A 21,422-nucleotide genomic window follows, 5' to 3' on the forward strand; every position below is an offset into this window, starting at 1 on the left:
GTGTCCGGATCGTCCGCGCCGCAGGGCGTCCTCGACCGCTCGGAGCACGCATCGGATGCGCGCACGCTCGTCGACATCCTGTGGGCCACCGCCGCGCGCCACCCCGAGGCGTCCGCCCTCGACGACGGATCGGGCGCCCTCAGCTACGCCGAGCTGCTGGCGCGCGTGAGCCGCACGGCGCAGCGGCTCGCGGCATCCGGTGTCTCGCGCGGCGATCGCATCGGCATCCGCATCCCGTCGGGCTCGAAGGACCTCTACATCGCGATCCTGGGCGTGCTCGCGGCCGGGGCCGCGTATGTCCCGGTCGACGCCGACGATCCGGACGAGCGGGCGCGGCTGGTGTTCGGCGAGGCGGGCGTGCGCGGCATCATCGGCGCGGGCGGCGTCTACACCCCGGCGGCCGCGTCGGACGACGCCGGGCTCTTCGCGGGCGACGCGCCGCACCCGGCCACGCAGCCGATCGCGCTGACGCTGCCCCCGACCCCGGACGACGACGCGTGGATCATCTTCACGTCGGGGTCGACGGGCGTGCCCAAAGGGGTCGCCGTCACCCACCGCAGCGCGGCGGCGTTCGTCGACGCCGAGGCGGCCCTGTTCCTGCAGGGCGAGCCCCTCGGCCCCGCCGATCGCGTGCTCGCGGGCCTGTCGGTCGCCTTCGACGCCTCGTGCGAGGAGATGTGGCTGGCGTGGCGGCACGGTGCGTGCCTCGTGCCGGCGCCGCGCTCGCTCGTGCGCTCGGGCGAGGACCTGGCGCCGTGGCTCATCCGGCAGGGGATCACGGTCGTCTCCACCGTCCCCACGCTGGCGTCGATGTGGCCCGAGGAGGCCATCGAGAACGTCCGCCTGCTGATCTTCGGCGGCGAGGCGTGCCCGCCCGAGCTCGCCGCGCGTCTGGCCGCCGACGGCCGCGAGGTGTGGAACACGTACGGTCCCACCGAGGCGACGGTCGTCGCGTGCGCCGCGCCGCTCGGCGCCGAGGGTCCGGTGCGGATCGGGCTGCCGCTGGACGGCTGGGTCCTCGCCGTCGTCGACGAGCAGGGCCATCACGTCCCCGACGGCGGCGTCGGCGAGCTGATCATCGGCGGCGTGGGCCTGGCCCGCTACCTCGATCCTCAGAAGGACGCCGAGAAGTACGCGCCCATGCCGACGCTCGGCTGGGACCGCGCCTACCGCTCGGGCGATCTCGTGCGCTACGAGCCCGCGGGCCTCGTCTTCCAGGGCCGGGCCGACGACCAGGTCAAGGTCGGCGGGCGCCGCATCGAGCTCGGCGAGGTCGAGAGCGCGCTGCAGGATCTGCCCGGCGTCACCGCCGCGGCCGCGGCCGTGCGCACGACCGAGGCGGGCGTGCCGATCCTCGTCGGCTACCTCGTCACCGGGGGAGACGAGTCCTTCGACCGCGGGTTCGCGCGGACGCTCCTCGCCGACCGGCTCCCTGCGGCGATCGTGCCCCTGATCGCCGTCGTGGACGAACTCCCCGTCCGCACGTCCGGCAAGGTCGACCGGGCCGCCCTGCCCTGGCCGCTGGCGGGCGTCGAGACCGCCGCCGCGGCGCTGTCTCCGGCCGAGGCCTGGATCGCCGAGCAGTGGCAGGCCGTGCTCGGGGTCGCCCCGTCCGACCGCAAGGCGGACTTCTTCGACCTCGGCGGCGGCTCGCTGTCGGCGGCTCAGCTCGTCTCGCGCCTGCGCACCCGCGTGCCGGAGTTCTCCGTCGCCGACGTCTACGACATGTCGCGTCTGGGGAGCATGGCCAAGGCCCTCGGCGACATCGACGAGGACGCGCCGGACAGCTACCGAAGACCCGAGCCGACGCCCCGTCGCACGCAGTGGATCCAGACGCTCCTGGGGGTGCCGCTGTTCATCCTGTCGGGTGTGCGATGGCTGCTGTACCTGCTCACCGCCTCGACGCTGCTGCAGCTGACCCCGGGCTTCGACGGCCTCCCGCACGTCCCGTGGTGGGTGCTCGTGATCGGTCTGGTCGTGTTCGCGACGCCGTTCGGACGCATGACGATCGCCGCGCTGAGCGCCCGGGCGCTGCTGTCCGGCGTCCGCCCCGGCGACTACCCGCGCGGCGGCGCCGTCCACCTGCGTCTGTGGCTGGCCGAGCAGATCGCCGACCAGATCGACGCCGTCGGGCTCGCCGGCGCGCCGTGGGTGACGTACTACGCTCGCGCGCTCGGCGCGAAGATCGGCCGCGACGTCGACATGCACACGCTTCCGCCGGTGACCGGCATGCTCGAGATCGGCGACGGCGCCGCCATCGAACCCGAGGTCGACCTGACCGGAACGTGGATCGACGGCGACGTCGTGCGCATCGGCGAAGTGCGCATCGGCGCCGACGCCACGGTGGGCGCGCGCAGCACGCTCGCGCCCGGCACGCGCATCGGCCGCCGGGCCGAGATCGCCCCGGGCTCGGCGGTGTTCGGCCGCGTCAAGGCCGACCAGGCCTGGGCGGGGTCGCCCGCCGTGCGCGTGGGCGAGCTGACGGGAGACTGGCCCGACCACCGCGCGGCGGTCCCGCGCCGCTGGCTGTGGGCGTACGCGGCGTCGTCCGTCGCGCTGGGGCTGCTGCCCATCGCCGCGTTCGCCGTCGGAGCGCTCGTCCTCGCGCAGGGCATGCGCGGCGCCCCCGATCTCGCGTCGGCCGCCGGACAGGCCTTCGCCTGGCTCGTCCCGGCGGTGCTCGTGGTCGGCGTGGTCTTCGCGGCATCCGTCGTCCTGCTCGTGCGCCTGCTCTCGATCGGACTGACCGAGGGCACGCACCCGGTGCGCAGCCGCATCGGCTGGCAGGCCTGGTCGATCGAGCGTCTGCTCGACTCCGCCCGCACGATGCTCTTCCCGCTGTACTCGAGCCTGTTCACGCCGGTGTGGCTGCGGATGCTGGGCGCGAAGGTCGGCCGTGACGTCGAGGCGTCGACGGTGCTGCTGATCCCGTCGCTCACCACGATCGCCGACGGCGCGTTCCTCGCCGACGACACCATGGTCGCCTCCTACGAGCTGCACCGCGGATGGCTGCGCCTCGGGCGGGTGCGCATCGGCAAGCGCGCGTTCCTCGGCAACTCCGGCATGGCCGCCCCCGGCCACCGCGTTCCCAAGGACGGCCTCGTCGCCGTGCTCTCGGCGGCGCCGGCCAAGGCCAAGGCGGGGTCGTCATGGCTGGGGTCGCCCGCCGTGCGCCTGCGCCGCGTCACGGCATCCGGCGACACCGGGCGCACCTACGACCCGCCGTTCGGGCTCAAGCTCGCGCGCGCCGGGTGGGAGCTGCTCCGGTGCATCCCGGTGGTGGTCGGCTGCGCCATCGGGCTGGGCGTGATCTTCGCGCTCGCCGCCCTGTGGGAGGGCGTCGGTCCGGTCTGGACGCTCCTGCTGTCGGGGGTGGTGATGCTCGCGGCCGGCGCCGTCGCCGCGCTCCTGACGACGGCTGCCAAATGGGTCCTCATCGGCGCGATCCGGGCGGGCGAGCATCCGCTGTGGTCGAGCTTCGTGTGGCGCACCGAGGTGTCGGACACGTTCACCGAGATGGTCGCGGCGCCGTGGTTCGCGCGGTCCGCGGCCGGAACCCCCGCGCTGGCGATGTGGCTGCGCACACTCGGCACGAAGGTCGGCCGGGGGGTGTGGTGCGACAGCTACTGGCTCCCAGAGCCGGACCTCGTCACCCTCGGCGACGGCTCGACGGTCAACCGCGGCTGCGTTGTGCAGACGCACCTCTTCCATGATCGAATCATGAGCATGGACACCGTCGAACTCGAAGCCGGGGCGACCCTCGGCCCGCACAGCGTCGTCCTTCCCGGCGCCACGATCGGAGCGCACGCCACCGTGGGGCCGGCGTCGCTGGTCATGCGCGGCGAGGGCGTGCCCGTCGGGTCCCGCTGGAGCGGCAACCCCATCGGCCCGTGGCGCGCCGTCAAGGTCCGCGCCTACCAGTCGACATCGTGACGTCCCACCACGACGCCTATGCGCCCGGGAGCGGGGACGCGAGCTTCGACGTCGAGTCCTACGACCTCGACATCCGCTACCGGGTGCGCACGAACCGGCTCGACGGTCATGCGGTCATCAACGCGGAGCTCACCGAGCCCGCCCGCTCGGTGACGCTGGATCTCGTCGGCCTGCGTGTGTCCAAGCTGAGCGTCGACGGCATCGCGCGCGGCTACGCGCAGAACGGTCGCAAGGTGCGCGTCACCCTGCCGCGCCCCATGGAGGCGGGGGAGCGGTTCTCGATCGACGTCGCCTACGGCGGCGCTCCCCGCCCGCGTCGCTCCCGCTGGGGGCTCATCGGCTGGGAGGAGCTCGCCGACGGCGCCCTCGTCGCGGCGCAGCCGACCGGAGCGCCCACGTGGTTCCCGTGCAACGACCGCCCCGACGACCGTGCGCGCTACACGATGTCGATCGCGGTCGAGCCCGAATACACCGTCGCCGCCACCGGGCGCCTCGTCTCGCGCGATCGCGCCGGCGGTCTGCGCGCGTGGCGCTTCGCGTCGAACGTGCCCACGGCGACCTACCTCGCGGCGGTCCACATCGGCCGCTACACCACCACCGAGCTCGGTTCGGTGGGCGGGATCCCCGTCACGATCAGCCACCCGCCCAACCTGCGCGCGGCCGTCAAGCGCACGTTCGCGCCGGTGGAGCGGATGCTGCAGACCTTCGTGAGCGCCTTCGGACCGTACCCGCAGGAGCACTGCACGGTCGTGGTGACCCCCGACGAGCTCGAGATCCCGCTCGAGGCCCAGGGGCTCGTGGTCTTCGGCGCCAACCACCTGGGCCCGGCGCACGAGCGCCTCGTCGCGCATGAACTGGCGCATCAGTGGTTCGGCAACAGCGTCGGCGTCGCGCATTGGCGCGACATCTGGCTCAATGAGGGCTTCGCGTGCTACGCCGAGTGGATCTGGGCCGAGGCGGCGGGCGGTCCGACCGCGGCCGAGAGCGCCGCCAACCACTACGAGCGCATCGCGGCGCTGCCGCAGGACCTCGTCATCTCCGATCCCGGACCCGACCTCATGTTCGACGACCGTGTGTACAAGCGGGGCGCGCTCGCGCTGCACGCGCTGCGCGCCCACCTCGGCGACGCCACGTTCTTCGACCTGCTGAGGCGGTGGTGCCGCCTGCGCCATCACCACACCGCGACCGACGCCGACTTCCGAGAGCTCGCGACAGGCATCGGGGGACCAGCCGCCGAGCACCTGCTCGCTTCGTGGCTCGACGAGGAGGAGCTCCCGGCGCCGGCCTGACCCCGCCGGAACTCGCTCACCGCACGAGGAGCGCCGCGCTGACGACGTGACCGTCGGGCCCGGCGAGGTCCAGGACGCGGTACTCCTCACCGTCCGCGCCCACGCGCGCCAGCATCCTCCCGTCCCCGGCGACGCGGACGCCGACGGCGGCGGGGTCCACCCGGAGCCCCCGCCCGTCGGCCTTGAGCACGGCCTCGGCGCGCACCCAGTCGCGCACGGTCGCGGCCGTCGCGGGGCCGGTGCCGAACCCGAGTCCGGTGACATCGCGATCAGCGGGCTCGGCGTCGATCCCCAGAGCGACCACCGGCGGCGCCGCCAGGGCCGCGACGGCGAGATCGCCGCTGTAGGCCACCGAGACGCGCCGCTCGTCGCCGGCGAGGACGACCGGCCCGTGCGGACCGCCGCAGCGCGGGCACGGGTTGGCGATCGCGGCATCCGCTCCCGCGAGTTCGCGCACGAGGCGCCATGCCGCCTCGCGCCGTGCGGCCGCGGTCGGCACCCGCGCCCACGCGAGCGCGACGGCGGGCTCGGGGCGCGGCGTCACCGGCGGATCGATCAGACCTTGGGCTCGTGGGTCTCGATCGCGATGATCCCCGACCCCGGGCTGTCGGCCGACAGGTGGACGACCGAGAACCCGGCCGGCTCCAGACTCGAGGCGCTGCCCAGGTACGACCCTTTGAGCGTGCCGGTGGCCAGAGCCAGCTCGCGCAGGATGTCGGGCAGCACGGGACCGTGGCTGCACACGACGGCGGGCTTGCGCGCGCGGACCCGCTCGCCGACGACCGTCCGCGCGTCCGAGTCGCCCTCCTCCCACAGGTCCTGGCTGATCAGCGGGGTCTTGTCGATCTTGCGCCCGAGCACGGCCGACAGCGGCTTGACGGTCTTGACACAGCGCTCGGCCGGAGAGGAGACGATCTTGCGCACGCCGAACGCCAGGAGTGGACCGACGATCGCGTTGGCCTGCTTGCGCCCGCGCGGCGCGAGCGGACGCAGCGCATCGGCCTTGTCCCACTCCTCGCGGTCGAGCGCCTTGGCGTGGCGCAGCACCACGAGAGGGAAGGTCCCCAGGATCCCCTGGTCGACCAGGGCCATGAAGGTGCGCACGATCTCGACGTCGACGGGATAGCTGAGCTTCTTGATCGCCTTCTTGGGCGTCATCCACTCCAGCGCCGCGATCTCCTTGTTCGGCACGAACGCCGACACGCGGATCGCGGCATCGGTGGCCTCGGCCGCCCAGTAGTGGACGATCTTGGTGCGCTTGCTCGGCAGCACGTAGCGCGATACGCCGACGGGGACGCCGAGCGAGACCCGGATGCCGGTCTCCTCTCGGATCTCGCGCACGGCGGTCTCGGCGAGCATCTCACCGGGGTCGACCTTGCCCTTGGGCAGGGTCAGGTCGCGGTACTTGGTGCGGTGGATCAGCAGGATGCGCAGCTTGTCGTCCACGACGCGCCACACGACGCCGCCCGCGGCGTACACGGCGGTCTCGGTCATCGCACCGCCCGCGAGCGGCGACGTCGCTGGACCTGCGCCATCATGCGGTCCTGGATGTCCCTCAGCGGCGCGCCGTCGGCATCCAGGGCATGGCGCGTCCACACGCCGTCCGGTCCGAGGTGCCACGAGCTGGTCTCGGGGCTCATGGCGGCGTCGAACAGCGTCAGCAGCTCGCGCTGGTGCGCGGCGTCGACGACGCTGACGAGGGCCTCCACGCGACGGTCGAGGTTCCGGTGCATCATGTCGGCGCTGCCGATGTAGATCTGGGGGTCGCCGGCGTTCTCGAACGCGAAGATGCGCGAATGCTCGAGGTACCGGCCGAGGATGCTGCGCACCGTGATGTTCTCGCTCATGCCCGCAACGCCGGGTTTGAGCGAGCAGATGCCGCGCACCCACACCTCCACGGGGACGCCGGCGATGCTGGCGCGGTAGAGCGCGTCGATGATCTGCTCGTCGACCATCGAGTTGACCTTGATGCGGATGCGGGCGGGCTTGCCCGCCACGGCATTGCGCCGCTCGCCCTCGATCAGCTTCAGCAGTCCCTTGCGCAGGTGCAGCGGGGCGACGAGCAGACGCTTGAACTTCTTCTCGATCGCGTAGCCGCTCAGCTCGTTGAACAGGCGCGTCAGGTCGCGTCCCACCTGCGGGTCGGCGGTGAACAGGCCGAAGTCCTCGTAGATGCGGCTCGTCTTCGGGTTGTAGTTGCCCGTGCCGACGTGGCTGTAGCTGCGCAGGACCCCGTCCTCCTCGCGGATGATGTTCACGAGCTTGCAGTGGGTCTTCAGGCCCACGAGGCCGTAGACGACGTGGACGCCGGCCTTCTCGAGCTTGCGCGCCCACACGATGTTGTTCGCCTCGTCGAACCGCGCCTTGACCTCGACCAGCGCGAGCACCTGCTTGCCGGCCTCGGCCGCGTCGATGAGCGCCTGCACGACGGGGCTGTCGCCGGACGTGCGGTAGAGGGTCTGCTTGATCGCCAGGACGTGCGGGTCCTTGGCGGCCTGCTCGAGGAAGGCCTGCACGCTCGTCGTGAACGACTCGTAGGGGTGGTGCACGAGCACGTCGCCCTTGCGGATCGCCGCGAAGATGTCCGAGCGCTCGGTGGTGTCGCCGGGCTGGAACGCCAGCGCCGTGATGGGCACGTGGGGCTTGTAGTGCAGATCGGGGCGGTCGATGCGCGAAAGATCGAACAGACCCCGAAGGTCGAGCAGCCCCGGAAGCCGGTAGACCTCCTGAGCGGTGATGTCGAGTTCGCTGATGAGCAGCTCGAGCGTGAGCTCGTCCATGTCCTCCGAGACCTCGAGCCGGATCGGCGGACCGAAGCGCCGGCGCATCAGCTCGGCCTCGAGCGCCTGGATGAGATTCTCGGTCTCGTCCTCCTCGATGACCATGTCCTCGTTGCGCGTGAGTCGGAAGGCGTGGTGGTCGAGCACCTCCATGCCGGGGAACAGGTCGCTGAGGTTGTTCGAGATCAGATCCTCGAGCGGCAGGTAGCGTACGCCGGTGTCGTCGCGCGACACCTCGACGAACCGCGGCATCATCGACGGCACCTTGATGCGCGCGAACTCCTGGCGGCCGGTGCGCGCATTGCGGATACGGATGGCCAGGTTCAGCGACAGGCCCGAGATGTAGGGGAACGGGTGCGCGGGGTCGACCGCCAGCGGCATCAGCACGGGGAAGACCTGCGAGTGGAAGTGGTCGTACAGCCGCGCCCGCTCGTCGTCGGTGAGGTCGCTCCAGTGGACGACGGCGATGCCCGCCTCGGCCAGCTCGGGCTTGACGAGGCTCCGCCACGCCTCGGCGTGCCGCACCTGCAGCTCATGGGCGAGGGTGGAGATGTCGGCCAGCACATCGGCGGGAGCCCGTCCCACGTTGGTGGGGACCGCGAGCCCGGTGACGATGCGGCGCTTGAGCCCGGCCACGCGCACCATGAAGAACTCGTCGAGGTTGCTCGCGAAGATCGCCAGGAAGTTGGCCCGCTCCAGCAGCGGCAGCGTCTGGTCCTCGGCCAGTTCGAGCACGCGCTGGTTGAACGCGAGCCAGCTCAGCTCGCGGTCGAGATACCGCTGATCGGGAAGCTGGTCGTCCGGGGCCTCCTCGAGTTCGAAGTCGTCGTCGTCTTCGTCTCCGAGACCGGTGTCGAGGACCTCGTGTTCGATCATGCCCTCATCATTGCAGGGAGTCGTGACGAGAGTGTGAACGGATGTCGCCGCGGCCGCGCGATGGCGGCGGCCGTCAGGCCCCGGAGCGCTCGCGCGACGTGGGGAGCTGGTCGTCCTCGTACACGTTGAAGCGGTAGCCGACGTTGCGGACCGTGCCGATCAGCTGCTCCAGGTCGCCGAGCTTCGCGCGCAGTCGACGCACGTGGACGTCGACGGTCCGGGTGCCCCCGAAGTAGTCGTAGCCCCACACCTCGCTCAGGAGCTGCTCGCGCGTGAACACGCGTGAGGGGTGCGTGGCGAAGAAGTGCAGGAGCTGGAACTCCTTGTAGGTCAGATCCAGCGGCTTGCCGTGGACCTTGGCCGAGTACGACGATTCGTCGATCGTGATGCCCGAGGTCTGGATGCGGCTGGAGACGTGGTCCTTCGACAGCCGGCCGATCGCCAGCCGGATGCGCGCGTCCACTTCGGCGGGGCCGGCGCTCATCAGGATGACGTCGTCCACGCCCCAGTCGGTGGACACCGCCGTCAGGCCGCCCTCGGTGACCACGAGGATCAGCGGGGCGTCCAGGCCCGTGGTGTTGAGGATCTTGCACAGCGACTTCGCGCCGACCAGATCCGCGCGCGCGTCGACGAAGATCACGTCGGCGCTGGGGGCGTTGACCAGCTGCGCGGGCTCGGCCGGGATCTGCCGCACGCGGTGGCTGAGGAGCTCGAGGGCGGGCAGGACGGAGGAGCCTCCGTGCGTGGAGCTCAGAACCAGAAGCTGTGCCAAGACGATGTCCTCCCGACGCAGGCGCGCGCCGTGCTGACCAGTGTAGGGGGTCCGGGGGGAGCGCTCCCCTCCCTCCTGCGCGGCATCGTGAGGAACACGTGCGCGTCGCGTCCCGGTAGGTGAGAATGGAGGCATGTCCACGCCCGATCTCGCACCGCGCCGGCTCCTGGGAGGCATCATCGCCGTCTGGGTCGCCGCCGCCGTCATCGCGGTCGCGATCGGCGTGGCGGTGCCCGCGGTGGACCGCACCATGTGGCTCGGGGTGGGACTGGGGGTGTGCCTCATCCTCTCGTTCGGGCTGCAGCTGGCGACCGGCCGCTCGCACGGGTTCACGCAGCGCGTCGCCGCGGGCGTGCTCGGCGCCATGGTCACGATGGGCTTCGTGAGCCTCGGTTTCGCGCTCGCCGCCGTCGTTCCCGGCTAAGGTGGGGGCATGAACCTCGTCGCGCTCGAACTCTTCTTCGTGGGCCTTCTGGGCCTGGCGTCCCTCGCGATCGTCTTCACGTCGGGCGTCGTGGTCTGGAACCTGTTCCGCGGCCAGCGCTGACGGAGGCGCCGTGATCGAACTGCCCACCGATCTGCCCGCCGACCTCGTGCCCCTGTCGTGGCTGCTCGGCGTCTGGGAAGGCAGCGGCGTCATCGACTACGACGCCGCCGACACGCACTTCTCGGGCGAGTTCACGCACCGTGTGAGTTTCAGCCATGACGGCGGGGACTACCTGAACTACTCCGCCACGGCGTGGCTGGACCCCACGGCCGACGAGCCGGCGCGACCGCTCGTGGCCGAGACCGGATTCTGGCGACTGGCGCGCACCGCCACCGACGCCGACGCGGGCCCGGGTCTGCTGCCGGCCACGGTCGCGGCGCCCGCGCGCACCGCCGACGACGTCGAGGCCCTGCGCAACGCCGAGGGCGGCTTCGACATCGCGGCGCCGATCGTCCACTCCGACGGGGTCAGCGAGCTGTACCTCGGCCAGGTCCGCGGACCCCGCATCGATCTGGCGACGGACGCGGTGGTCCGCACCGCCGGTGCGAAGCACTACGCCGCGGCGACGCGCATGTACGGCCTCGTCGACGGCCACCTGCTGTGGGCGTGGGACATCGCCGCCCTCGGCGGCGAGCTGGCCTCCCACGCCTCCGCGCGGCTCGCGCGCGTGGAGTGAGCGCCGTGAGCACGATCTACACCGACATCCCCGCCGCCGTCGTCGACGACGACGGCGCGCTGGTGCACGTGGGCAATCCGGCCGCCGAGCAGCGCGCGCTCGCCGCGGGCGGCGCCGTGGCCCCGCTCGACGACCGCCGCGTCCTCGCCGTCGCCGGTGAGGACCGCCTGTCGTGGCTGGACTCGCTCACGTCGCAGTCGCTGAAGACGCTCGCTCCCGGCGAGAGCACCGAGACGCTCGTGCTCGATCCCCGCGGCCACATCGAGCATGCGGCGGCCGTCCTCGACGACGGCGAGACGACGTGGCTCATCACCGATCTCGCCGACGCCGACGGACTGCTCACGTGGCTCACACGCATGCGCTTCCGCCTGCGCGTGGACCTGCGCGACGCCTCGGACGAGTTCGCCGTCGTGGGCGGCACGCCCGATGCGCTCGCCGTCGTCGCCGCCGCGGCTCCCGCCGGGATGCCGCTCGTGTGGCGCGATCCGTGGCCGGGCGTCGGCATCGGCGGGCATGGCTATGCCGAGATCGACGTCCACCCGGGTGCCGAGCGCGCGTGGGCCGAAGCCATCGTCACGCGCGCCGAGCTGGGGAGCCTCGTCGAGCGCGCCGCGTCGGGCGAGATCGCGCTCGCCGGACGCGACGCGGCCGAAGCGCTGCGGATCGCCGCGTGGCGGCCACGCCGCGCACTCGACGTCGACGACCGCGCCCTGCCGCACGAACTCGACTGGCTGCGCACGGCCGTCCACCTCGACAAGGGCTGCTACCGCGGACAGGAGACCGTGGCCAAGGTCCACAACCTCGGTCATCCGCCGCGTCGCGTCGTCGCCCTGCAGCTCGACGGCAGCGGCAGCGTCCTGCCCGAGCCCGGAGCAGCCGTGCGCGCGGGCGAGACCGAGGTGGGCGCGATCACGTCGATCGCGCGCCACTTCGAGCAGGGGCCGATCGCCCTCGCTCTGGTGCGGCGCACCACGCCGGTGGACGCCGAGCTGACGGTCGACACCGCGGACGGACCCGTCGCCGCCGCGCAGGAGGTCATCGTGCCGCCCGACGCCGGCGCGACGGCGGGTGTGCCGCGGATGCCGCGTCTGTCGCGCCGGTCCGCGTCGTCCGCGTGATCCGACGGGATCGCTTTCCGTGAGCACCGACCCGCCTCCCGTCACCGCCGCCGTCCCCACGACGTGGCGGACGCGGCTGGATCCGAGGCCGGCCTTCGCGCGGCTGCGGGCATCGGGCATCGCGATCGTCCAGATCGTGGTCGCGGCGACCGCCGCGTTCTCGTTCGCGCACTACGTGCTCGGTCACGAGGTTCCGCTGCTGGCCGCCACGGTCACGGTCTCGAGTCTCGGACTGGTGCGCGACGCCCGCCCCCGGCGCGTCCTCGAGACCGTCGTGGGCATGGTGCTCGGCATCGCCGTCGCGGAGCTCCTGTTCACGCTCATGGGGACCGGGTGGTGGCAGCTCGCGCTGGCGCTCGGGACGACGCTCGTCGTCGCACGTCTGGTGTCGGCCCAGCCCGGGTTCGCCATGGCCGCCGCGATCCAGTCGCTCATCGTCATGATCATTCCCGCCAGCTCGCCGTTCCAGCGGCTCACCGACGGCGCGATCGGGGGAGTGGCGGCGCTGCTGGTCACCGCCCTCATTCCGCGCGACGCGGTCCGGTCGGCCCGGCGCGACGGCGCGGCGCTGTTCGCGGCGTTCGACTCCGCCGGGGCCGCCGTGGTGCAGGGGCTGCGCCGCGGCGACCGTCTGCGCGGCGAGCGGGGCCTCACCAAGGCCCGCGGCATCCAGCCGCTGCTGGACGCGTGGCGCGAGTCGCTCGACACCGGGCTCGGGATCGCCCGGATCTCGCCGTTCCTCCGCCGCCAGCGGGCGGAGCTGGATCGCCACGAGCGCGTCCTGCAGTCGATGGACCTGGCCTCGCGCAACCTGCGTGTGATCGCGCGCCGCGCCGCCTACCTCGTCGACGACGGCGTCGCGCGCCCCGTGGCCGCAGACCTCATGTCCGAGCTCCTTCGGGCGAGCGGGCTCATCGCCCACTCCCTCGACGACATCTCCGACGCCCCCGCGGCGCGCGCCGCGCTCGTCGCGGTGGCCGGCCGCCTCGACCCCGAGCAGATCGTCCCCGATGCGTCGCTGGGCGACCAGAACCTCATCGCGTCGCTGCGCCCGCTGGTGGTGGACCTGCTGACGGCCACGGGGATGCCGGCGGCCGAGGCCCGCGCAGCCGTGCCGCGCATCTGAGTCACCCCGGCGCAACGGCCTCCCACGGGAGCGTGGCCTCGCCCAGCGCCCAGCGGCCACGCTCGCGCAGCGGCCATCCGGCGGACGCGAGCGACGCCAGCGCCGTCCGCCAGCGGTGCACCGGCCCGAACGGCGACACCGCCGCTGCGCGCTCCCACTCGGCGTCCAGCGCGGCCAGGAACGCGTGGATGCGCTCCCCGGGGACGTTGCGGTGGATGAGCGCCTTGGGCAGCCGCTCGGCGGCGACGGAGGGCTGCTCGAGGCCGGTGAGCCGCAGCGAGACGGTGAACGAGTGCGGGGCGCCGTCCGAATCCACGGCCACCCACGTCATGACGCGCCCGATCTCGTCGCACGTGCCCTCGACGAGCAGGCCGCCCGCGCCGAGGCGTCCCGTCATCTGCGTCCACGCGGCCGCGACGTCCGCCTCGTCGTACTGCCGCAGCACGTTCATGGCACGGATGACGGCGGGTCGCCTCCCGCCCGGAAGCGGGACCTCGAAGCCGCCCCGCGCGAACGACACCCGCGCGTCGGCCGCGAACGGGGACCGGCCGGCACGCACGTCGACCAGCTGAGCGCGTGCGCGCTCCACGCGCTCGGGGGCGATCTCCAGCCCGAGCACCTCGACGTCGGGTCGCGTCCGTGACAGGCGGGCGTGCAGCTCCAGCGCCGTCACACCGCTCGCGCCGTAGCCGAGATCGACCACCAGGGGATCGGCCGCGGTGCGCAGGGCAGGGTGCCGTGCGATCCAGCGGTCGACGCGGCGCAGCCGGTTGGTGCCGGTCGTGCCGCGGGTGACCTGTCCGACGGGGGAGCGGCCTGCGGGCATGCCTCCATGATGCCAGCGGGCCCGGATCATGCGACCGCGCGGGCGACCCGAAACGAGAGCGCATCCGCCGATATCATGGGCCCATGACCGCGCCCTACACGCTGATCCTCCTCCGCCACGGCCAGAGCGAGTGGAACAAGTCGAACCAGTTCACCGGCTGGGTCGACGTCCGCCTCACCGAGCAGGGAGAGGCCGAGGCCCGCCGAGGCGGCGAGCTGATGGCCGAGTCCGGCATCCTGCCCGACATCCTGCACACCTCGGTGCTCAGCCGCGCCATCCAGACCGCGAACCTCGCGCTCGACACCGCCGACCGCCTGTGGATCCCGGTCAAGCGCTCGTGGCGTCTCAACGAGCGCCACTACGGGGCGCTGCAGGGCAAGGACAAGGCCCAGACCCTCGCCGAGTTCGGCAACGAGCAGTTCATGCTGTGGCGTCGCTCGTTCGACGTGCCGCCGCCCCCGCTTCCCGCCGACGACCAGTACAGCCAGGTCGGCGACCCGCGCTACGTCGGCATCGACGGCGACGTGCCGCACACCGAGTCGCTCAAGCTCGTGATCGACCGCATGCTGCCCTACTGGGAGAACGACATCATCCCCGACCTGCGCGCGGGCAAGACCGTCCTCGTCACGGCTCACGGCAACTCGCTGCGGGGCCTCGTGAAGCACCTCGACGGCATCAGCGACGCCGACATCTCGGAGCTGAACATCCCCACCGGCATCCCGCTGGTCTACAAGCTCGGCGAGGACATGATGCCCCTCGGCCCGGGCGAGTACCTCGACCCCGAGGCCGCCGCGGCGGGCGCCGCCGCCGTCGCCGCTCAGGGCAAGAAGTAGGGACGAGCCCCTACCGCGCGAAGAGGAGCGGATGCCGTGAGGCATCCGCTCCTCTTCGCGCGGGCGGGCCCGCGTACGACGCGGTCCGCTCAGTGGTTGGGGTAGTGGGGCTCGACGATGGGGTCCTCGGTGTGGGTGTCCCAGTCGCCGGTCGCGAGGTAGTGGACCTTCTTCGCGATGGAGACGGCGTGGTCGGCGAAGCGCTCGAAGAACCGGCTCGCGAGCGTGGCGTCCACGGTCTGGGTGGCCTCGCCGGTCCAGGTGTCGCCGAGGACCTTCTCGAACACGCTGACGTGGAGCTCGTCGATCTCGTCGTCCGCCGTGCGGATCTCCTCGGCCAGCTCGAGGTCCTGCGTCTCCAGGAGCTCGGTCAGCTTTCGCGCCAGTTCGACGTCGAGCTCGCCCATGCGGGTGAACGTCTTCTTCAGCCCGTCGGGGACGGCGCGGGCGGGGAAGCGCAGACGCGTGAACTGGGCGATGTGCTCGGCGATGTCGCCCATGCGCTCGAGCGACGCGCTCATGCGCAGCGCGGCGACGACGATGCGCAGGTCGCCTGCGACCGGCTGCTGCCGAGCGAGGAGCTCGATGGCGAGCTCGTCCAGCGCCACGGTCTTCTCATCGATGACCGCGTCCTCGCTGATGACCTCTTCGGCCAGCGCGACGTCGCCGGTGGAGAACGAACGCGTCGCCTTGTCCATCGCGATGGCGACGAGACCGGAGATGTCGATCAGGCGAGTCTGCACATCCTCCAGAGACTGGTGGAAGACTTCGCGCATGCCGGATACCTTTCGACGGGGTGCGGGGGGAGCGGGCAGGACCCTTCGCGATTGTGAAGACCGAAGGTTAACGGATGGTGCCCTGACGGTGAATACTACCGACGGCGATGCCGTAACGGATCGGCCGCCGTCCGAATCGGGGTCCCCGGTCCGTTTACAGTGAGTGCATGGATTCGACGCAGCTCGCGCTGCTCGCACTCCTGGCCGGAGTCATCATCGGGTGCGCGATCACCCTGCTCGTCGTCGCCGCGATCCTCGCGCGCGACAAGGTCCGGGCAGACGCCGCATCGGAGATCCCCGACGGGGTGCGCGAGGTTCTCCATGGGATGGACGACGCCGCCATCGTCGTCGACAACTCCTACCGCGTGCACGCGGCGTCGGGAGCAGCCGTCCCGTTCGGCTTCACCGAAGGGTCGACTCTCCCCGATCAGGACGTGCGGGAGGTCGTGCGTCAGGCGCGGCACGCGGACTCGGCGCGAGAGACGCTCCGCGTGGAGCGCGGCCAGCCGCCCGCCGAGGCGCGTCTGGTCGTGGTGCGCGCGACCCGCATCTCGCCGCGACTGACGCTCGTGGTCATGCGCGACATCACCGAGCGCGAGCGGGTCGAGCAGATGCGGCGGGACTTCGTCGCCAACACCAGCCACGAGCTGAAGACGCCCGTCGGCGCGGTGAGCCTGCTCGCCGAGGCCATCGAGTCCGCCGCCGACGACCCGGAGCAGGTGCGCGTCTTCGCGAGCCGGCTGACCGCTGAGGCCGCGCGCCTGGCGGCGCTGACCAACCGCATCATGAACCTGTCGCGGCTGCAGTCCGATGACAACACGCCCGACGCGGACGTCTCGATCGACGAGGTCCTCGCCGCCGCCCTCGAGGCGCACGCCCTCCAGGCCGCCTCCGCGGGGGTGACCGTGGTCCGGGGCGGCAAGCGCGGACTCTACGTGCGCGGTGACGCCCAGATCCTCATCGACGCCATCGGCAACCTCATCTCGAACGCCATCGCCTACTCGTCCGCGGGATCCGATGTCGGCGTCGGCGTGCGGCTCGTCGAGGGGATCGTCGAGGTCGCCGTCACCGATCGGGGCATCGGCATCGCCGAGGAGGATCAGCGGCGCATCTTCGAGCGCTTCTATCGCGCCGATCAGGCGCGGTCCCGTCGCACCGGCGGCACCGGGCTCGGACTGTCGATCGTCAAGCACGCCGTCGGCCGTCACGGCGGCGAGGTCCGGCTGTGGTCCCGCCCCGGGCGCGGGTCGACGTTCACCGTGCGTCTGCCTGCGACGGCCGCGCCCGATGATCTTCCCCGCGACAAGCGGGACAAGAAGAACAAGAAGAAGAAAAAGAAGAAGAGCGTCGCCTAGGCGGCGCGCCGGAACGGAGATCCATGACCACCCGCGTCCTGATCGTCGAGGACGAGCCCGACCTCGCCGACCCGCTCGCCTACCTGCTGCGGCGCGAGGGATACGACGTCGAGATCGCCGAGGACGGCCAGGCCGCCCTCGTCGCGTTCCGCGAGCGCGGCGCCGACGTCATCCTGCTCGACCTGATGCTCCCGGGCATGCCCGGCACGGAGGTCTGCCGCATCGTGCGGACCACCTCGACGGTGCCGATCATCATGCTCACGGCGAAGGACTCCGAGGTCGACATCGTCGTGGGGCTGGAGCTCGGCGCCGACGATTACGTCACCAAGCCCTACTCGTCGCGGGAGCTGCTGGCGCGCATGCGGGCCGTGCTGCGCCGTCACACGCCGGCGGAGGCGGACCTGGAGGAGCGCGTGCTCGACGGCGGGCGCGTCGTGCTCGACATCGACCGGCACACGGTCGCCGTGGACGGCAGCGAGATCAACATGCCGCTCAAGGAATTCGAGCTGCTCGAAGTGCTCATGCGCAACGCCGGCCGCGTGCTGACGCGCGGCCAGCTCATCGACCGCGTGTGGGGCAGCGACTACTACGGCGACACCAAGACGCTCGACGTGCACATCAAGCGCATCCGGTCGCGCATCGAAGAGCGCCCGGGCGACCCGGTGATGCTCGTCACGGTACGCGGACTCGGCTACCGCTTCGAAGCATGAGTGAGGCCCCGCCGCGGCGGGGCCTCACTCAGGGTCTTCGGCGGTGCTCGCCGCTCAGGGGACGAACGGCGCGAGGTAGTCGAGCGAGCCGTCGAGCACCGGGACGTCGATGAGCGATCCCTCGGCTCCGCCCGAGGCGAAGTAGACCGGCAGATCCGCGCCGGGCATCGTGTCGAGACCCTCGATCAGGATCGGCTCCTCGCCGTCCACGCCCAGGCTCAGGACGGTGTTCGCCGGGACGAGGATCGTCTCGGAGACGGTCGCCCCCTCGCCGAACTCGAGGTCGAGCCGCGCGGTGCTGTCGCTGTCGTTGACGATGGCCGCGAGGAAGTTGCCCGCGGCGCCGCTCTCGTCGGCGACGATGAGAGCGTTGCGGATCTCGAGGTCGCCCGCATTCACGGCGACGCCGTCGGACGCGTTGTACTCGATCGTGGTCGCCTGCGGCGAGATCATGCTGCACCCGGTGGTGCCCAGGACGATGAGGGCGCCGATGGCAATCGACGCGAAATGACGCGAATTCACAGATCCTCCCAGCACGGATGACGGCATCCTCTGCATTCTAGAGGGAACGTCGGCCGCGCACGTGTCCACCCCCGCGCGGGGCTGCGGCGGAGAACCTTAGCGTATGTCGCCTGTGGTACCCTGGAGGTTGCCGAAAGGACATAACTCCATGCTTTTTGAGGTTGGCGAAACGGTGGTCTACCCCCACCACGGGGCGGCGACGATCATCGAAGTCAAGGACCGCATCATCAAGGGCGAGACGAAGAAGTACCTGAAGCTCAACGTCACGCAAGGCGACCTCGTCATCGAGGTTCCCGCTGAGAACGTCGACCTGGTCGGCGTCCGCGACGTGATCGGCAAGGAGGGCCTGGACCGGGTCTTCGAGGTGCTGCGCGCTCCCTTCACAGAGGAGCCCACGAACTGGTCCCGGCGGTACAAGGCGAACCTCGAGAAGCTCGCTTCCGGCGACGTGATCAAGGTCAGCGAGGTCGTCCGCGATCTGTGGCGGCGCGACCAGGACCGCGGCCTCTCGGCCGGCGAGAAGCGCATGCTGGCCAAGGCCAAGCAGATCCTCGTCTCGGAGCTCGCTCTGGCCGAGAAGACCGATGAGGACAAGGCCAGCGTCCTGCTCGACGAGGTCCTCGCCAGCTGACCTCAGCAGGTAGATTCGGGGGGTGAGCACCATCACCCCCGTACCGCGCGTGGCCGTCATCGTCGTGGCGGCGGGATCGGGAACGCGCCTGGCAGCAGGCGGGCCGAAGGCGTTCGTCGGGATCGACGATGCGACGATCCTCCGGCACGCCCTGCGCGGCGTCTTCGCGGCGCCGCGAGCGCAGGTCATCGTCGTGGCCCCCGCAGGCCGTGAGGGCGACGCGCGGACCGAGGCGCGCGAGGCCGCCGGCGACCGTCGCGACCTCGTGTCGGTGGTGACCGGCGGAGCCACGCGGCAGGACTCCGTCGCCGCGGGCCTGGCGGCGCTGTGGGGCGACATCGAGGTGGTGCTCGTGCACGACGCGGCGCGGTCGCTGACCCCGCCGGACGTCTTCGCGCGCGTGAGCGACGCGGTCGCCGCCGGCGCCGCCGGGGTGGTCCCGGTGCTGCCGGTCGTCGACACCCTCAAGCGCGTGTCCGGACCGAGCGTCCTCGGCGCCGTCGACCGCTCCGAACTCGCCGCCGCCCAGACTCCGCAGGGGTTCCGGCGGGACGTGCTGCAGACGGCATATGCGGTCGCATCGCACGAGTTCACCGACGACGCGGCGCTGGTCGCCGATGCCGGGCATCCGATCCGGACCGTCGCCGGGGACGAGCAGGCCTTCAAGATCACCACTCCGGCCGACCTCGAGCGGGCGCGCGCCCTCGTCGCGGACGATCCGGTCGCGCCGGTCACCGCCGCACTCGACGCCCCACCGCCCGTCCCGCGCGTCGGCGTCGGGACCGATGTGCACGCGTTCGGCGGCGACGGCTCGCTGTGGCTCGCCGGGCTGGAATGGCCGGGGGAGAGCGCGCTGTCGGGACACTCGGACGGCGACGCCGTCGCGCACGCGATCGTCGATGCGCTGCTCGCCGCGGCCGGGCTCGGCGACATCGGCACCCACTTCGGCACCGACCAGCCCGAATACGCCGGTGCGCACGCGAGCGCCTTCCTCGCCCGCACCCACGCGCTCCTGGGCGAGGCCGGATTCCGGATCGGCAACGTCTCGGTGCAGGTGCAGGCGAACCGGCCACGCTTCGCCGCGCGCCGCGCCGAGGCCGAGCGGGTCCTCTCGGCGGCGCTCGGGGGAGCGGCCGTGTCGGTGTCGGCGACCACGACCGACGGACTGGGCTTCACAGGGCGCACCGAGGGCGTCGCGGCTTTCGCCGTCGCGCTGGTCGTCCCCGTGTGACGCCGGCGCTCAGAGCCCGCGCGTCATGAAGACCGAGAACGGATCGGGCGTGTAGTCGCCGAAGGGTCCGCAGGGCGCGAAGCCCTCATCGAGGTACAGCCGCTGCGCCGCCGCGAACGACGCGGGCGTGCCCGTCTCGAGCCACAGACTCGTCATCCCGCGCGCGCGTGCCTCCGCGATGACGTGATGGAGCAGGGCGCGCCCGATGCCGCGCCCGCGGTGCGCATCGGCGACGCGCATCGACTTCAGCTCTCCGCGGCCGCCGCCGAGATCCTTGAGCGCGGCGATCCCGGCGATCTCATCGCCGTCCCATGCCGACCAGAAGGTGACGGACGGGTCCCGCAGCCCCTCCACGCCGAGAGCGTGGCAGCTCTCCTCGGGAGAGGTCGCGCGCATGTCCGCGAGGTGGTGCGCGATGAGCGAGCGGGTCGCCGCACCGCTGAGGTCGTCGACTCGAATGCGCACGCGCTGGCTCACGCCCCAGATCGTCTCACGTGCACTCACCCCTCGACGGCGTACGGTGCCGGGTCGCGCGGCGCCCGGGATCCCCACGCGAGCAGCGCGAGCCCCGCGCCGAGCACGAGCAGTCCCGCCATGGCGAGCGGGGCGAGACGCTCGCCCAGCACGAACACGCCGAGGAGGCCCGCGGTGAGGGGCTCGAACAGCGTCAACGTCGCGGCCGTGGCCGCCGTGAGCCCCGACAGCCCCCATGTGAACAGCACGTACGCGACGGCGATCGTCGCCAGACCCAGCCACAGGGCCATCGCCCAGCCGCGCGCCGAGTCCAGCCACGAGACGTCCACGAACGGCAGCGCTGCGAGGGCGACGGCACCGGAGCTCGCCCCCATCGCGCCCACGACGGTGAACGGATCCCAGCCGGCGTCCAGCAGACGGCGCTGCACATTGGCGAAGACCGCGAAGGACGCCCCCGCGCCGATCGAGCCGACCAGGCCCAGGGCATCCGTGCCCGATCCGCCGGCGGAGCCGCCGAAGCCGAGGAGCACGACACCGGCGGTGGCGGCGGCCGTCGCCGACATCCACACGGCGCTCGGCCGACGGCGGGTGAGCAGCCACTCCAGCACCCCGGCGAGGATCGGGGCTGAGCCCAGCGCCACGACGGTCCCCACCGCGACGCCGTTGCGGGCCGTGCCGAGGAAGAACAGGGGCTGGTACACCGCCAGACAGACGCCGGTGAGGGCCATGAGCGCGACGGTCCCGGCCCCGAGCCGCGGTGTCGCCCCGCGCGGCCGCCGCCGCCGATGACGCCCCGCGAGCGCGAAGGCGAGGAGAGCGAGCCCTGTGCCGCCGATCACCATCCGCATCACCCCGACCGAGAGCGGGGTCGTTCCCTCGGGGCCGAGCGCCTGAGATGTGCCGGTCGTGCCGAACAGGAGCGCTGCGGCGAGGACGGCGATCACGTGCACGCACACAGTTCTACCGCCTGGTGGCTCCCGGTCGGCGCGCAGGCCCCGCCGGTAGGC

Annotated in this window: 20 protein-coding genes; 11 read left to right on the top strand and 9 right to left on the bottom strand. The window is 72.1% G+C overall.

Annotated elements, in window-relative coordinates; genetic code table 11:
- Both P0L94_01490 and P0L94_01495 read left to right on the top strand, forming a co-directional pair.
- Window positions 1–3,933, top strand: coding sequence for an amino acid adenylation domain-containing protein (locus tag P0L94_01490; protein ID WES64755.1), 3,933 nt, complete (start codon window positions 1–3; stop codon window positions 3,931–3,933).
- Window positions 3,930–5,222 (top strand): M1 family metallopeptidase, encoded by a 1,293-nt coding sequence (locus P0L94_01495; GenBank protein ID WES64756.1) that lies wholly within the window; start codon window positions 3,930–3,932, stop codon window positions 5,220–5,222. Before P0L94_01490 ends, P0L94_01495 begins: the two co-directional genes overlap by 4 nt.
- A gap of 16 nt (window positions 5,223–5,238) precedes the next feature.
- Here the strand turns inward: P0L94_01495 and P0L94_01500 are convergent, their stop codons facing one another.
- From P0L94_01500 to P0L94_01515, 4 genes are all read right to left on the bottom strand, one after another.
- Window positions 5,239–5,766: a hypothetical protein gene (locus P0L94_01500; protein WES64757.1), complete on the bottom strand. Its 528-nt coding sequence runs from the start codon at window positions 5,764–5,766 to the stop codon at window positions 5,239–5,241.
- Window positions 5,767–5,777: 11 nt separating this feature from the next.
- Window positions 5,778–6,716 carry an NUDIX domain-containing protein gene (locus tag P0L94_01505; protein ID WES64758.1) on the bottom strand — a complete coding sequence of 313 codons (939 nt, stop codon included), beginning with the start codon at window positions 6,714–6,716 and terminating at the stop codon, window positions 5,778–5,780.
- Entirely contained in the window at window positions 6,713–8,878 is a 2,166-nt protein-coding gene (locus P0L94_01510; GenBank protein ID WES64759.1) for an RNA degradosome polyphosphate kinase, read from the bottom strand. Before P0L94_01510 ends, P0L94_01505 begins: the two co-directional genes overlap by 4 nt.
- Window positions 8,879–8,951: 73 nt before the next feature.
- Window positions 8,952–9,650 (bottom strand): response regulator transcription factor, encoded by a 699-nt coding sequence (locus tag P0L94_01515; protein WES64760.1) that lies wholly within the window; start codon window positions 9,648–9,650, stop codon window positions 8,952–8,954.
- 133 nt (window positions 9,651–9,783) lie between these two features.
- Here P0L94_01515 and P0L94_01520 point away from each other — a divergent pair, with 133 nt between their 5' ends.
- The 4 genes from P0L94_01520 (at window position 9,784) to P0L94_01535 (ending at window position 13,057) form a co-directional block, all read left to right on the top strand.
- Window positions 9,784–10,074 (top strand): hypothetical protein, encoded by a 291-nt coding sequence (locus P0L94_01520; GenBank protein WES64761.1) that lies wholly within the window; start codon window positions 9,784–9,786, stop codon window positions 10,072–10,074.
- 133 nt (window positions 10,075–10,207) lie between these two features.
- Entirely contained in the window at window positions 10,208–10,813 is a 606-nt protein-coding gene (locus tag P0L94_01525) for an FABP family protein (protein WES64762.1), read from the top strand.
- A gap of 5 nt (window positions 10,814–10,818) precedes the next feature.
- Window positions 10,819–11,931: a glycine cleavage T C-terminal barrel domain-containing protein gene (locus P0L94_01530; protein WES64763.1), complete on the top strand. Its 1,113-nt coding sequence runs from the start codon at window positions 10,819–10,821 to the stop codon at window positions 11,929–11,931.
- Window positions 11,932–11,950: 19 nt separating this feature from the next.
- Window positions 11,951–13,057, top strand: a complete 1,107-nt coding sequence (locus P0L94_01535) for a hypothetical protein (GenBank protein ID WES64764.1) — start codon at window positions 11,951–11,953, stop codon at window positions 13,055–13,057.
- 1 nt (window position 13,058) lies between these two features.
- Here P0L94_01535 and P0L94_01540 read toward each other — a convergent pair whose 3' ends face one another.
- Window positions 13,059–13,883, bottom strand: a complete 825-nt coding sequence (locus P0L94_01540) for a class I SAM-dependent methyltransferase (protein WES64765.1) — start codon at window positions 13,881–13,883, stop codon at window positions 13,059–13,061.
- An 83-nt stretch (window positions 13,884–13,966) separates the two neighbouring features.
- Here P0L94_01540 and P0L94_01545 point away from each other — a divergent pair, with 83 nt between their 5' ends.
- The gene (locus tag P0L94_01545) at window positions 13,967–14,716 is read left to right on the top strand and encodes a phosphoglyceromutase (GenBank protein WES64766.1); all 750 of its coding nucleotides are present in this window, start codon (window positions 13,967–13,969) and stop codon (window positions 14,714–14,716) included.
- Between the two features lie 89 nt (window positions 14,717–14,805).
- On the opposite strand, the gene phoU is transcribed toward P0L94_01545, so the two are convergent.
- The gene (gene phoU, locus P0L94_01550; GenBank protein ID WES64767.1) at window positions 14,806–15,492 is read right to left on the bottom strand and encodes a phosphate signaling complex protein PhoU; all 687 of its coding nucleotides are present in this window, start codon (window positions 15,490–15,492) and stop codon (window positions 14,806–14,808) included.
- Window positions 15,493–15,659: 167 nt separating this feature from the next.
- Between phoU and P0L94_01555 the strand changes: the two genes are divergently transcribed.
- Window positions 15,660–16,847: an ATP-binding protein gene (locus tag P0L94_01555; protein ID WES64768.1), complete on the top strand. Its 1,188-nt coding sequence runs from the start codon at window positions 15,660–15,662 to the stop codon at window positions 16,845–16,847.
- Between the two features lie 23 nt (window positions 16,848–16,870).
- Window positions 16,871–17,557, top strand: coding sequence for a response regulator transcription factor (locus P0L94_01560; GenBank protein ID WES64769.1), 687 nt, complete (start codon window positions 16,871–16,873; stop codon window positions 17,555–17,557).
- Between the two features lie 54 nt (window positions 17,558–17,611).
- Here P0L94_01560 and P0L94_01565 read toward each other — a convergent pair whose 3' ends face one another.
- Window positions 17,612–18,106 carry a hypothetical protein gene (locus P0L94_01565; GenBank protein WES64770.1) on the bottom strand — a complete coding sequence of 165 codons (495 nt, stop codon included), beginning with the start codon at window positions 18,104–18,106 and terminating at the stop codon, window positions 17,612–17,614.
- A gap of 121 nt (window positions 18,107–18,227) precedes the next feature.
- On the opposite strand from P0L94_01565, the gene P0L94_01570 reads away from it, so the two are divergent.
- Window positions 18,228–18,710, top strand: a complete 483-nt coding sequence (locus tag P0L94_01570) for a CarD family transcriptional regulator (GenBank protein WES64771.1) — start codon at window positions 18,228–18,230, stop codon at window positions 18,708–18,710.
- A gap of 22 nt (window positions 18,711–18,732) precedes the next feature.
- Entirely contained in the window at window positions 18,733–19,941 is a 1,209-nt protein-coding gene (ispD, locus tag P0L94_01575) for a 2-C-methyl-D-erythritol 4-phosphate cytidylyltransferase (protein ID WES64772.1), read from the top strand.
- A gap of 9 nt (window positions 19,942–19,950) precedes the next feature.
- On the opposite strand, the gene P0L94_01580 is transcribed toward ispD, so the two are convergent.
- Entirely contained in the window at window positions 19,951–20,418 is a 468-nt protein-coding gene (locus P0L94_01580; protein ID WES64773.1) for a GNAT family N-acetyltransferase, read from the bottom strand.
- A gap of 23 nt (window positions 20,419–20,441) precedes the next feature.
- The gene (locus tag P0L94_01585) at window positions 20,442–21,365 is read right to left on the bottom strand and encodes an EamA family transporter (GenBank protein WES64774.1); all 924 of its coding nucleotides are present in this window, start codon (window positions 21,363–21,365) and stop codon (window positions 20,442–20,444) included.
- Between the last annotated feature and the right edge of the window lie 57 nt (window positions 21,366–21,422).

The organism is Microbacter sp. GSS18 (assembly GCA_029319145.1).
Taxonomy (GTDB): domain Bacteria; phylum Actinomycetota; class Actinomycetes; order Actinomycetales; family Microbacteriaceae; genus Microbacterium.